This window comes from Demequina sp. NBRC 110056 (genome assembly GCF_002090155.1).
Taxonomy (GTDB): Bacteria; Actinomycetota; Actinomycetes; order Actinomycetales; family Demequinaceae; genus Demequina.
The window spans coordinates 1-12,718 of record NZ_BBRM01000006.1; the positions used below are offsets into that span (position 1 = coordinate 1).

Consider the following 12,718-nt stretch of genomic DNA (forward strand, 5'->3'; position numbering starts at 1 on the left):
TGCGTGTTCTCCAGGCGGCGATGGTGCGGATCAGGGTCGTGGTGATAGACGCGCGAGCATCGAGTTCGATGCCTAGTGCCGTGGTGCGGATCAGCGCGGTGAGCATGTTGATCGTGGTGGTGCGGTGTCCGGTGAGCTGGTCGCGAGCGGCCAGCAAGATCCGCAGTGCTGCCCGTTCGCCCTGATCGGTGCGGGGTTGGCGCAGGCGGGACGTGTCGACGCCAAGCACGGAGCGGGCGATCAGCTCGGCATCGATGGGGTCGGACTTGCCGCGGCCAGCACGCAACCCTTTCGGGGTGGGGTGAGGTTCGACGACATGGAAGCCGCCGTCACCGGCCATGCGGGCCAGCCCAGCTCCATACGAGCCGACGCCTTCGATCACGACCAGCGTCGCGGTCGTGGTGGTGGTGCGCCTGGTGATCCATGTCAGTGCCCGCGCCAACCCTTTGACGGTGGTGGGGAACGTGGCGACATCGGTCACCGCACCGGTGGTGGGTTCGATCGCCGCAAGCGTGTGCGTGCGGGCGTGGGTATCGATCCCGATGACATGGGCGTAAGTGTTTGCGACGATAGACATGGCAGTGATCTCCCTTTCTCAGTGACGTCGCTGTCTGGCCGGCGTCGGCCCGGGTGAGTCACTACGAGGCAGTCCTGCAATGAGCCACAACCTGCACGGGTTGGGCATGCTTCTATCAAGCCATCGTGGTGGGCGGGTCGACGCCGGTGTTCACCCCCAGGCAGACAAGCCACTTTGAAGACACGGTGACCACAGTCGCCGGTCCAGACCCAAACGAGTCATACCCAGGGGCAAACACCAGCGTCGCCCCGTCAGCCAGCCCCAGGCCAGCCACCACCCACACTTGCAGGGCCCATCTTCATCGTGGCGGAGGGGTGGGAGGTGAAGGGTCGACCGCCGTGGCCCGTGCGCAGCGCCGATGCGCGTGCTGGCTTCCCGCCTCAGGCGCGGCCGTGCCGCGCGGCCGAGGTGACGCGCAGGTCCGATGCGCGCAGGCGGCGGATGAGCTCGCGCGTGCCGACCGGCGTGGCGCCGAGCGCCACGAGCTCGGCGTGGCGCTCCGCCGGCACGTCGTAGTGATCGAGGTCGAAGGCGCGCGCGGGGATCCCGGCCGCCCGTGCGAGCGCGTGCAGCTCGTCGAGCGACGCGTCCGACACCAGGTGGCTCCATGTCGTGCCGTGGCGCGGCCACAGCGGAGGATCGATGTAGACGGTCACCCGGTCGAGCGTACGCGCGAACCCGGCACGCGCATGGGCCAGCCGCACGTCACGCGCACCCCGGCCACGCGCACCCCGCATGGCTGCGCTCGGGAGTCGGCGCGCGCAACAGCGGCGCGACCCAGGGTCACCCGTGCGGGCGCATCGGCCCTCCTCACGTGCCGACGCGGCGCGCGGTGCTACCGCGGCGTGAAGAGCCGCGAGGCGGCGTCCTCGGCTCCCTGGTACTCCGCGGCGGCCTGCGACAGGGCGACCGTGATGGCGTCGAGCGCGGACTCGACCTGCGCCTGGGCGCCGCGCCACTGCTCGAGCACGCCGGCGAAGGCCGTCGCGGCGGAGCCCTGCCATGTCGACTCGAGCGCGGTGAGGTGGGCCATCATGGCTCCCACCTCGGCGCGGATGGACTCCGACGAGCGGGACGCGAGGGCGGAGGCCGACGCGACCTCGGCGGCATCGACGTGATAGCGGGTCATGAGGTGGTCCTTCCGGTCTGCGGCGGGGCCGCACGCGACGGTCGCCGCGCCCTGACGACGCTAGGCGCGGCCGTCGCGGTCCGGAAGGGTCAGGGCGCTTCTGTGGACAACGGCTCGGCGGGAGAGGCGGGCGCGGCGGCCTCGTCGTCCGCTGTGGCCTTGGCGATCTCGCGGTCGAGCCGCGCGCGCTCCGCGGCGAGGTTCTCGCGCGCCTGGCGCTCCCACGGGGCGCCCATCGGGCTCGTGTACAGCCGGTCCCGGGACAGCAGCTTGTCGACGATCGCGCGCCGCGCCTTGAGGTACTTGAGGATCGGGATGTGGCCGTACTCCTCGCGGATGCGCTCGAGGTAGTGGCGGTAGCGCTGCGGGTCCGACGCGAGGATCGCGAGGTCGGCGTCCGACAGCACCGCGGCGTCCACGTTGTCGCGGGGTGCCGCGTGACGAGCGAGCCCGGCCACCATGGCCGCGACCGCGTCGACGACCTGCTCCGGCACGCCGAGGCGAGCCAGGTCCTCGCGCGCGACCTCCGCGCTCGCGGCCTCGTCCTCGCCTCCGCGGTGCGCGTCCGCCGTCGCCTCGCCGGCGTCGAAGATCGCGCCGTGGTACCAGGCCGCGAGCCGCACCGTGTGGACGTTGTGCGCCTCCTGGTGGAGCTCGTCCACGTGCTGCAGGAGATCGACCAGGTGGGCGACGTCGTGGTACCGGCGCTCGGGCTCGGACCAGCGGTCGATGAGCCGATGCGCGGCGGCGTCGATCTGCGACGACGATGCCGTCGCGCCGGCACCTGTCGCCGCACGCGAGAACGCGGGGACGAGCCAGGCCGGAGCCGTGGTCGGGGACATGCTCACCTCGGGGACATCGGGACTGCGGACGACTCCAGTGTGCTCCTGTCGAGCGTCGCGGGGCAAAACGATCCGACGGCGCGTGAGCAAGTCCACCCGTGCCCGCGCCCGGACGCCGTGTCGCGCATGACCGGTAGACTGGAGCGGCGTCGAATCCGCGGCGCCCAGGACTCACGCGAGGTAGATGTGCCCAGCGGCAAAGTGAAGTGGTTCGACACCGACAAGGGTTTCGGCTTCATCGCGAGCGACGAAGGTGCTGAGGTCTTCCTGCACGCCTCCGCGCTCCCCGCGGGCCTCACGACCCTCAAGCCGGGCGCCCGCGTCGAGTTCTCGATCGCCGACGGCCGCCGCGGACCCTCCGCGATGGGCGTGGTCCTGCTCGACCCGGTGCAGACGGTGTCGCAGGGGCTGCGCAAGAAGCCCGAGGACATGACCGTCATCGTCGAGGACCTCATCAAGATGCTCGACGGGGTCTCGAACTCGCTGCGCCGCGGGCGCTACCCCGACCACGCCAAGGGTCAGAAGGTCGCTGCGGTGCTCCGCGCGGTCGCCGACCAGCTGGAGGCGTAGGGATCATCGTGGACGCAGTGCTCGAGCAGGCCGTCGACCTGGCGCGCGCCGCCGCCGTCGAGGTCGCGGACGGCGACGGATCGGTGGGCGACCACCTGAGCGCCTCGACCGAGAGCGATCGGCTCGTGACCCACGTGTTCGCGTGCACCCTGCCGGGCTACCGCGGCTGGGTGTGGTCGGTCACGCTGTCGCGCGCCCCGCGCGGCAAGGAGGCGGCCGTCTGCGAGGCGCACCTCGTGGCCGCGGACGAGGCGCTGCTGGCGCCGGCGTGGGTGCCGTGGGCGGAGCGCGTCCAGCCCGGCGACATCAAGCCCGGCATGGCAGTGCCGCGGTTCGACCCGGACCCGCGCCTGCAGCCCGGCTACACCGTCACGGACGTCGAGGACGAGGACGCCGTGGCGATCTGGGAGCTCGGCCTCGGGCGCGAGCGCGTGCTCGGCCCGCTCGGACGCGACGAGGCGGCGGAGCGCTGGACCAAGCGCATCCAGGACTCGGGCTCAGCGTCTCGTGACGCCTCGAGCCCCACGGAGGCCATCGGCGAGTTCGTGATCCCCCTGGCGGGATCGATGCGCCTGCACTTCGGCGTGTGCGCGAACAAGTGGTGCCCGTTCGACGGGACGGTCGTGCCGGTCGATCACGCGTGCGAGGGGCAGAACCCGTCCGCCCCCGAGCGGTCCACCGCGCTGTGGCCCGTCAACAACCCGGTCTTCGACACCGATGCCTCGGTGGCGCTGGACCTGAGCGCTCCCGAGGCCCGCGGCGACGCCGAGGCTCCGGCGGACGCACAGGCCGATGCCGTCGCGTCCGAGGACGACGGCGCCGCCTCGTCGGAGGCTGCCGCGCCCGGCGAGACGCAGGAGACGTCGCCCGCGGCGGAGACCGAGGCGCCCGCCTCGAAGGCCGACGCCGCGTCCACGCCTGCGGAGGAGTCCGCGCCGGCGGGGGATCCTGCCGCGCCGGAGTCTGAGGGTGCTGCCTCGGCTGAGGCTGAGACGCCAGCTGCTGAGGCAGGTTCCGAGGGTGAGGCGAACGCCGCCCCGGCGACCGCCGACGTCGACACCACGCCTGAGGTCACGGAGGCGTCCGAGCCAGCGACGGCATCGGCCGACCGGGCCCCTGAGGCCACGGACGAGTCCGAGCCTGAGCCCACGAACACGAACGAGCCTGAGCCCGCTGAAGCGCCCGAGCCCGCCGCTGCGGCCCCGGAGGCCGAGCCTGAGGCCACGGACGCGTCCGAGCCGGCGGCCGCATCGGCCTCGACGTCGGGGGACGACTCCGGCGACGCGGCGGCCGACGAGGACCGCTGACGCGCTGATCCGCCGGCGGCATCCCCCGCACGCGTGCGCGGCGGCGGGTCCGTCACGGGTGCAGGCGCGGCGCGCCCGCGGCCCCCGTCACCTGAAGTTGGCGGTGGTGTAGACGGCGTTGCCGTTGCCGGTCGCCGCGGCGCCGGCGCCCATCTGCGAGTACGCCGGGTTCATGATGTTGCGGCAGTGGCCGTTCGAGTACATCCAGTTGGTGTGCGCGCGGTTGACGGCCGTGCCGACCCCGACGCCGCCGGACGAGCTGCTCACCGCGACGTTCTCCGCGCCCGGGCGGTTCGGATTGTGCGCGAGGGCCGAGCCGTTGCCGGCTCCGTCCTTCGACGCCATCGCCTTCGACCACGAGGTCGCGGCGGACGCGAGCGAGCCGCTCCACGACATCGCCCCGGCGCCGATGCGCGCTCGCTCCTTGTTGGCGGCGGTGAGCAGGCCCTTGACGGATCCCCCGGCGCCGTAGGGCGACGAAGGGGCGGAGCAGTACGACTGCGCGGACTGCTTGGACCCTGACGAGGACGAGGACTTCGAGCCCCCGGACTTCGCCGTGGTCGACTTCTTGGCGCTCGAACCCGCCTTCTTGGTGGCGGGCGCGGTGGTGGCCTTCGCGGCGCCGGCGGTGGAGCGCTTGGCGACGACGGGCTCCGGCTCGGGCTCCGGCGGCGGCGGGAGCGTGACCGTGATGGGGGAGATCTCTGCGGCGAGGTCCACCTCGGTCGCGGAGCCCGGCGCGATCACCGGTGCGATGTCCGTCGCGGCGGGCTCGATGACGAGCGCGGGCTCGGTCAGGGCGACCGAGGTGCGCTCGGGCTCGGGGACGAGCTCCGACGCCGCGAAGCCCGCCGTGCCGGCGACGGCGAGGGGGACCATGCCCAACAGCAGGACGCCGAGGGTCCGACGCTTCGGTCGGCCGTTCTCGAGGACGTCCTGCTCAGGGGTCATGTCACCAATCTCTCCACTAGCCAGTCGATGCAGCCCGTGAGCGCGGACACGTCATCCGGATCGACGGCAGGGAACATCCCCACGCGGATCTGGTTGCGGCCGAGCTTGCGGTACGGATCGATGTCAACCACGCCGTTCGCCTTCAGATGCGACCGGATCTCGGCCGACTCCAGCGGGTCGCGCAGATCGACGGTAGCGACGACCGTTGACCGGTTTGAATGGCTTGTGACGAATGTCTCAGCCCATGAAGACTCGTCCGCCCAGCGATAAATGCGGCGTGCGGACTCGTCCGTGCGCCCCGTCGCGAAGGCCATCCCGCCGTTGTCGTTGAACCACCTCACCTGCGCATCCATGAGGACGAGGGTGGCGACCGCGGGGGTGTTGAGCGTCTGGTCCTGGCGCGAGTTCGCCAGGGCGGTGGCGAGGTCGAGGGTGGGCGGGATCCAGCGGCCCGACGCCGCGATGCGCTCGATGCGCTCGATCGCCGCGGGGGACACCAGCGCGAACCATAGCCCGCCGTCCGAGCCGAAGCTCTTCTGCGGCGAGAAGTAGTAGACGTCGGCCTGCGTCGGGTCGAGCCGCAGGCCACCCGCGGCCGACGTGCCGTCGATCACCGTGAGCGCGCCGTCGTCACCCGCGACGCGGACGACGGGAGCCATCGCGCCCGTCGACGTCTCGTTGTGGGGCCACGCGTAGACGTCGACGCCCTCCTGGGCCTCGGGAAGCGCAACCTCGCCCGGCTCCGCCGTGCGCACCACGGATTCCTCGAGGAAGGGAGCCGCGGTGGTCACGGCAGCGAACTTCGAGCCGAACTCGCCGAAGGAGCAGTGCTGCGCGCGGCGCTCGACGAGCGAGAACGCGGCGGCGTCCCAGAAGCTCGACGCGCCGCCGTTGCCGAGGATCACCTCGTAGCCGTCGGGGAGGTCGTAGAACGCCGCGAGCCCGTCGCGCACGGAGCGCACCACGTCCTTGACCGGCGCCTGGCGGTGGGAGGTTCCGAGGACGCCGGGCTGCGCTGCGAGCAGCGCCTGCAGCTGGGCGTCGCGCACGCGCGACGGGCCCGATCCGAAGCGCCCGTCGCCGGGCAGCAGGTCGCGCGGAATGGTGAGGAGTTCGGCCATGGCCACAGCGTAGTGGCGGGCCTGCTGGCACACTGGCGCCATGCATTTCCTCACGCCCGTGCTCCGCGACTACGCCTGGGGCACGACGCGCGACATCCCGGACCTGCTGGGGATCCGCCCGACAGGTGCGCCCGTGGCGGAGGCCTGGTGGGGGGCGCACGCCAGCGCCCCGTCCCGCGTCCACTCGCACGACGGGCCCGCGCCGCTCAGCTCCATCGTTGCCCACCAGCCCGAGCACTGCCTCGGGGTCGACGGCGCGGCGAGGTGGGGAGCGCGCCTGCCGTTCCTGCTCAAGGTGCTCGCGATCGACAAGCCCCTGTCGATCCAGGTGCACCCGACGCTCGAGCAGGCGCGCGTGGGCTTCGAGCGCGAGCAGCGCGGCACCGGCGGCGCCAAGCACCAGTTCCTCGACCCGTTCCACAAACCGGAGATGGTGGTCGCGATCACCCCGATGACGGTGCTCGCGGGCGTGCGCGACCTCGACCTGGTCCGCGCCGACCTCGACACCCTCGGCACCGAGGGTGCGGCGGTGCTCGCCGCGACCCTCGAGCGCGGCGACCTGCACGACTACATCCCGGCTGCGCTCGCCGGCGCGGCTGACGAGCGGACCCTCGCGCGGCTCGCCGAGATAGGCGACGGCGCACCGGCGAGCAGCTCGCTGGCCGTGGCGGCGGCGGCGCTGCGCAGCTTCCCTGGAGACGCCGGCGCGATGGTGGCGCTCGCCCTCAACGTCGTCGAGCTCGAGCAGGGCGACGCGGTCTTCACCGATGCGGGCGTGCTGCACAGCTACCAGTCCGGCATGGGCCTCGAGATCATGGCGAACTCGGACAACGTGGTGCGCGCGGGGCTCACCCCCAAGGAGATCGACGTGCCGCTGCTGCTCGAGCTGTCGGACACGACGCCCGGCCTGCCCTCCCGCCCCGTGCGGGAGGGCGGCGACGGCAGGGTCGACCTCACCACCTCCGCCGAGGAGTTCGCGCTCACCCTCGTGTCGGCGAGCGCGACCATCCCCGCCGGCCCGCGCATCGTCCTTGCTGTGCGCGGGGGTGCCCAGGTGACGACGGGGGCGGGCTCCCTGACGCTCGCCCAGGGGCAGGCGGCGTTCGTGCCGCACGCCGACGGCGACCTCGAGGTGGTCTCGAGCGGCGTCGCGGCCGTCGCTCGCGTGCCCTGATCCGCGCCTGGCGCGTCGGTCCGAGCCGATAGTCTGAGGCGCATGTCAGAACGCATCTCCGTCTTCGGCACCGGCTACCTGGGCGCCACCCACGCGGCTGGGATGGCCGAGCTCGGACACGAGGTGATCGGCGTGGACGTCGACGCCGCCAAGATCGAGCGGCTGTCGCGCGGCGAGGTCCCCTTCTTCGAGCCCGGGCTGCCCGAGCTGCTGCGACGCCACGTCGAGTCCGGCCGGCTGCGCTTCACGACCGACGCCGCCGAGGCCGCGGCCTTCGCCGACATCCACTTCATCGGCGTCGGGACGCCGCAGGTGAAGAACGGGTACGGCGCGGACATGACCTACGTCGACGCCGTCATCGAGACGCTCGCCCCGATGCTCGACGGGCCCGCCGTCATCCTCGGCAAGTCCACAGTGCCCGTCGGCACCGCGCAGCGCCTCGCCGAGCGCGTCCGGGAGCTCGCTCCCGTCGGAGACGGCGCCCAGCTCGGCTGGAACCCCGAGTTCCTGCGCGAGGGCTTCGCCGTCGAGGACACGCTGCGACCCGACCGCCTCGTGCTCGGCGTCGACCCGGCCAACCCGGGACGGATCGAGGAGATCGCGCGCCGCGTCTACGCACAGGCCCTCGAGCGCGACACCCCGTTCGTCGTCACGGACCTCGCGACGTCGGAGCTCGTCAAGGTGTCCGCCAACGCGTTCCTCGCGACCAAGATCTCCTTCATCAACGCCGTCGCCGAGGTCTGCGAGGCCACGGGCGCCGACGTCAAGGACCTCGCCGACGCGATCGGCCACGACGCCCGCATCGGACGCAAGTTCCTGGGCGCCGGGCTCGGCTTCGGCGGCGGCTGCCTTCCCAAGGACATCCGCGCCTTCATGGCTCGCGCCGGCGAGCTCGGCGTGGACCAGGCGCTGACCTTCCTGCGTGAGGTCGACACCGTCAACATGCGCCGCCGCCAGCACGTGGTCGACCTTGCCGCGTCCGAGGTGGGCGGCAGCCTCAACGGCGCGCGCGTCGCGGTGCTGGGCGCGGCGTTCAAGCCCGACAGCGACGATGTGCGGGACTCGCCCGCGCTCGACGTCGCCGGCACCCTGCACCTGCGCGGAGCCCAGGTGCGCGTCCACGACCCCGAGGCGATGGACAACGCCGCGAGGATCTGGCCCACGCTCGACTTTCTGCCGACCGCGGAGGACGCCGTGCGCGAGGCGGACCTCGTCATCGTCGCGACGGAGTGGAAGGAGTTCCGCGAGCTCGATCCCGAGACCGTGGGACGAGCCGTGTCGCACAAGCGCATCATCGACGCCCGCAACTGCCTGCCCGAGCAGGCATGGATCGACGCGGGCTGGACGTATCGAGGGATGGGGCGGCACAGCGCATGAGCGACCTCGTCGACACCACGGAGATGTATCTGCGGACCATCTACGAGCTCATCGAGGATGGCGTGGTGCCGATGCGCGCGCGCATCGCCGAGCAGCTGGGCCACTCGGGTCCGACGGTGTCGCAGACCATCGCGCGCATGGAGCGCGACGGTCTCGTCAAGTTGACCGAGGACCGTCACCTCGAGCTCACGGACGAGGGCGAGGCGACCGCGGTCCGGGTCATGCGCAAGCATCGGCTCGCCGAGCGGCTGCTCGTCGACGTCATCGGCCTCGAGCTGCCCTACGTGCACGACGAGGCGTGCCGCTGGGAGCACGTGATGAGCGAGCGCGTCGAGCGCCGCCTGCTCGAGCTCCTGCACGAGCCGCGGGTGTCTCCCTACGGCAATCCCATCCCGGCGCTGCACGAGCTGGGGCTCGAGGACGACACGGCCGACGACACGCCGGTGATCTCGCTCGAGCAGGCCGCCGACGACGGTGTGAGCAAGGTCACCCTGGTGAGGATCGGGGAGAACCCGCAGGCGGCCTCAGGGTTCCTCGACGCGGCCGTCGCGGCCGGTGTCGTACCAGGGGCGACGGTGCAAGTGCGGGTCGACGGCGACCGGATCGCCGTGAGCACCGGGGAGCAGGGGGTGTCGATGTCCCGCGAGGCGGCCCGGCACCTCTTCGGAAGCCCCGACTTGGAGTTTCATCACAAATTGGTAACATAGGCGGCTAGTGACACCAGAGGAAGACCACCTCGCGGGTCTCTCGGACGAGGCAGGGGAAGGCCAGCCGTCCGTGAGGCTACGGAACATCGACGCACTGGATGGCAGTGCGGAAGGAACGTGGCATTGAAGTACGGATACATGCGCGCCAGGACGCGTGCGGTGGCGGCTACGGCCGGTGCAGCGCTCGTCGTGGTACCTCTCACGGGAGCCGCTGCGGCGGCTCTCGTCTCGCAAGACCTGACCACCGACGGCACCGTGAACCCGGACACCCTCGCGATCGCGACGGTGACCGATGAGGTCGCCTCAGTCGAGGCCTCCGACGCCGTCGCCGCCGATCTCGCGGCCGTCACCGCCACGGTGACCGCCGACGACGAGGCCGACTTCGACGTCGCGACTCCCGAGATCAACGTGAAGGAGGACCCGCCGCCCGCGCCGGCACCGGCAGCAGCGGCCCAGCGGTCCACCACCTCGAACTCGAACTCCGGCTCGTCCGGCAGCTCCGGCACCAAGGCCCGCCCCGTCGCCCAGTCGGCGTCGGTCAAGGCCGCGATCTCGGGCTCCGCGATCATCGCCGAGGCAGCCAAGTACGTGGGCACGCCCTACGTGTCGGGCGGCTCGTCGCCGCGCGGCTTCGACTGCTCGGGCTTCGTGTCGTACGTCTACAAGCAGTTCGGAATCTCGCTGCCGCGCTCCTCGGGCGCGTACTGGAACGTGGGCACCCGCGTGTCCTCCCCGCAGGCCGGTGACATCATCGTCACCCCCGGCCACGTGGGCCTGTACGCCGGTCCGAACCTGCAGATCGACGCGCCGGTCCCCGGCAAGACGCTGCAGTTCCGCGCTATCTGGCAGTCGAACCCCACCTACGTGCGCGTCACCGGCTAAGACCGGTACGCCCCACGAGAGCCGCCGCCCCGCAAGGGACGGCGGCTCTCGTGCGTTCTAGCGGTGCATCTTTCCCGCCCCACGGCCCCCGTCACGATGAAAGTGGGCCCACTTTCATCGTGAGCGTGGGTGCGGTCAGCGGGCATCCGCCGCCGGAGGGCCGATGCGCCCGCCTGGGCCCGCGCGCTCCTCAGGTTCGCGGCGGGTCGCCGCGCCGCCTAGGGTGGTGAGCATGCGCTCGACCTTCGTACCGCGGCTGGGCCGCGACATCTCTGTGATCGGCCAGGGCTGCTGGCAGCTCGGCGCCGACTGGTCCCACGTCGCCGACGACACTGCGCAGGACATCCTCCGCGCGGCCGCTGACGCCGGCGTGACGTTCTTCGACACGGCTGACGTGTACGGCGACGGCCGCTCCGAGCGGGCCGTCCGCGACTTCCTGGCGTCCCACGGCGCGACGGGGATCACCGTCGCGACCAAGATGGGCCGCCGCGCGGACCCGCACGTCGCGGGCGAGTACACGCTCGACAACTACCGTCGCTGGACGGACCGCTCGCGCGAGAACCTCGGCGTCGACACCCTCGAGCTCGTGCAGCTGCACTGCCCGCCCACGGCAGTTCTCGAGGACCCGCGGACCTACGACGACCTGCGGACCCTGCGCGACGAGGGCCGCATCGCGCACTTCGGCGTCTCGGTCGAGACGTGCGACGAGGCGCTCACCGCCATGCGCGATGCCGACGTCGCCACCGTGCAGATCATCCTCAACGTCTTCCGGCGCAAGCCGCTCGAGCAGGTGGTCGGCGCCGCGCACGAGGCCGGCGTGGGCATCATCGCGCGCGTGCCGCTCGCCTCGGGTCTGCTGTCGGGCAAGTACGACGAGCACACCACCTTCGGGGAGGGCGACCACCGTGCCTTCAACCGGCACGGCGAGGCGTTCGACGTCGGCGAGACGTTCTCGGGCGTTCCCTACGAGGTGGGCGTCGAGGCGGCGCGCGAGGTCGCGGCGCTCACGCCCGAGGGCTGGACGACGGCCCAGTTCGCGCTCGCGTGGATCACCGCGGTGGGCGCGGCGACGGTGATCCCCGGCGCCTCCAAGCCGGCGCAGGCGCAGGCCAACGCCCAGGCGGCCGAGCTGCCGTCCATCGACGACGAGACCCTCGCGGCGCTCGCCGCCATCTACAACGAGCGGATCCGGGAGCACGTCCACGCGAAGTGGTGACGTGCGAGCGGACGGTGCGCGCGCATCGGCGCTCCGAACGGTCGATTGTCGCTTGTGTCGCGGGCACCGGTACCCTCGGAGGTGCCCCAGGCGCCTGTAGCTCAGGGGATAGAGCACCGCTCTCCTAAAGCGGGTGTCGCGCGTTCGAATCGCGCCAGGCGCACCACCGTGCGGTCCGTCGCGGCCCGCGGGCCGCATCGGCCCAGTGTTACCGTCGGCCCGTGAGAGCCCTCCCCCTGGTCGCCATCTGTGTGGTCGCCCTCGGCGGATGCGCACAGGCGGCCGGAGGCGCCACGCCGACCGGGGACGGCGGGCCCGTCGGCGGGATCCTGCCGACGGCGACCGGGCCGTCGTCCATCGCGTGCCCCATCCAGGAGGGCGTCGAGCTCCCGCCCGAGTGCGTCCCCTACGACCCGCAGGCGCTGTTCGACGCGAACGAGCGCTACCGCGACCGCATGCCGCTCGCGCCCGAGTCGTTCGCCGCGTTCGAGGCCGAGCGAGAGGCGATCACCGCCGTGCTCGAGGCCCTGGCCGCGGCCGGCACGCTCACGCCTGAGTCGGCAATCCAGGTGCTGGTCGACGCCGGCATGCCGGCGACCGGGCTCGACGGCGCGAGCGCGTTCGAGGAGGACGGCGTGGTGACGTTCTCGGCCGTCGGACCCGTCGGCGGATGCGTGTCCGGAACGGTCTCCGACGGCCTGGTCGAGATGCAGATCCAGGGCGTCATCATGGATGGCGGCTGCTACGCCGCCACCGGTCACTGACCGCGGCGCGACGCGCGTCCCGCCGGCGCTACGATCTGCGTAACAGTGCGTGTCGGCTGCACAAGTCGGCGCGCACTGTTCTGCTGTCCAGGCTCGCGCGG

The 12,718-nt window shown here is 72.1% G+C and carries 14 protein-coding genes and 1 tRNA gene; 9 read left to right on the top strand and 6 right to left on the bottom strand.

The features are described 5' to 3' along the window. The 4 genes from B7K25_RS09890 to B7K25_RS09905 form a co-directional block, all read right to left on the bottom strand. Nucleotides 1-577: transposase (locus tag B7K25_RS09890; RefSeq protein ID WP_144018961.1), on the bottom strand; the 577-nt coding region annotated here is incomplete at its 3' end. 380 nt (nucleotides 578-957) lie between these two features. After that, entirely contained in the window at nucleotides 958-1,233 is a 276-nt protein-coding gene (locus B7K25_RS09895; RefSeq protein WP_084106195.1) for a DUF4031 domain-containing protein, read from the bottom strand. Nucleotides 1,234-1,412: 179 nt separating this feature from the next. Continuing rightward, entirely contained in the window at nucleotides 1,413-1,706 is a 294-nt protein-coding gene (locus B7K25_RS09900; protein WP_084105906.1) for a WXG100 family type VII secretion target, read from the bottom strand. An 89-nt stretch (nucleotides 1,707-1,795) separates the two neighbouring features. Further along, nucleotides 1,796-2,548, bottom strand: a complete 753-nt coding sequence (locus B7K25_RS09905; RefSeq protein ID WP_084105907.1) for a hypothetical protein — start codon at nucleotides 2,546-2,548, stop codon at nucleotides 1,796-1,798. A 186-nt stretch (nucleotides 2,549-2,734) separates the two neighbouring features. Between B7K25_RS09905 and B7K25_RS09910 the strand changes: the two genes are divergently transcribed. Continuing rightward, nucleotides 2,735-3,118, top strand: a complete 384-nt coding sequence (locus tag B7K25_RS09910; RefSeq protein ID WP_084105908.1) for a cold-shock protein — start codon at nucleotides 2,735-2,737, stop codon at nucleotides 3,116-3,118. A gap of 8 nt (nucleotides 3,119-3,126) precedes the next feature. Further along, on the top strand, nucleotides 3,127-4,425 hold the full coding sequence (locus tag B7K25_RS09915; RefSeq protein WP_144018963.1) for a DUF3027 domain-containing protein: 1,299 nt from the start codon (nucleotides 3,127-3,129) through the stop codon (nucleotides 4,423-4,425). Between the two features lie 87 nt (nucleotides 4,426-4,512). Here B7K25_RS09915 and B7K25_RS09920 read toward each other — a convergent pair whose 3' ends face one another. Continuing rightward, on the bottom strand, nucleotides 4,513-5,376 hold the full coding sequence (locus B7K25_RS09920) for a CAP domain-containing protein (RefSeq protein WP_084105910.1): 864 nt from the start codon (nucleotides 5,374-5,376) through the stop codon (nucleotides 4,513-4,515). Next, on the bottom strand, nucleotides 5,373-6,497 hold the full coding sequence (gene serC / locus B7K25_RS09925) for a phosphoserine transaminase (protein WP_084106196.1): 1,125 nt from the start codon (nucleotides 6,495-6,497) through the stop codon (nucleotides 5,373-5,375). Before serC ends, B7K25_RS09920 begins: the two co-directional genes overlap by 4 nt. Before the next feature lie 40 nt (nucleotides 6,498-6,537). Here serC and manA point away from each other — a divergent pair, with 40 nt between their 5' ends. The 7 genes from manA (at nucleotide 6,538) to B7K25_RS09960 (ending at nucleotide 12,617) form a co-directional block, all read left to right on the top strand. Beyond that, nucleotides 6,538-7,671, top strand: coding sequence for a mannose-6-phosphate isomerase, class I (gene manA / locus B7K25_RS09930; protein WP_084105911.1), 1,134 nt, complete (start codon nucleotides 6,538-6,540; stop codon nucleotides 7,669-7,671). Nucleotides 7,672-7,713: 42 nt separating this feature from the next. After that, complete coding sequence (locus tag B7K25_RS09935; RefSeq protein ID WP_084105912.1) at nucleotides 7,714-9,048, top strand: UDP-glucose/GDP-mannose dehydrogenase family protein; 1,335 nt, start codon at nucleotides 7,714-7,716, stop codon at nucleotides 9,046-9,048. After that, nucleotides 9,045-9,755, top strand: a complete 711-nt coding sequence (locus B7K25_RS09940; RefSeq protein WP_084105913.1) for a metal-dependent transcriptional regulator — start codon at nucleotides 9,045-9,047, stop codon at nucleotides 9,753-9,755. The genes B7K25_RS09935 and B7K25_RS09940 overlap by 4 nt, the downstream gene beginning before the upstream one ends. Before the next feature lie 138 nt (nucleotides 9,756-9,893). Beyond that, nucleotides 9,894-10,637, top strand: a complete 744-nt coding sequence (locus B7K25_RS09945) for a C40 family peptidase (RefSeq protein ID WP_084106197.1) — start codon at nucleotides 9,894-9,896, stop codon at nucleotides 10,635-10,637. Nucleotides 10,638-10,869: 232 nt separating this feature from the next. Continuing rightward, on the top strand, nucleotides 10,870-11,853 hold the full coding sequence (locus B7K25_RS09950) for an aldo/keto reductase (protein WP_084105914.1): 984 nt from the start codon (nucleotides 10,870-10,872) through the stop codon (nucleotides 11,851-11,853). A 90-nt stretch (nucleotides 11,854-11,943) separates the two neighbouring features. Then, nucleotides 11,944-12,019: transfer RNA gene (locus B7K25_RS09955), tRNA-Arg, on the top strand. Between the two features lie 55 nt (nucleotides 12,020-12,074). Then, nucleotides 12,075-12,617: a hypothetical protein gene (locus tag B7K25_RS09960; RefSeq protein WP_144018964.1), complete on the top strand. Its 543-nt coding sequence runs from the start codon at nucleotides 12,075-12,077 to the stop codon at nucleotides 12,615-12,617. Nucleotides 12,618-12,718: the final 101 nt, after the last annotated feature.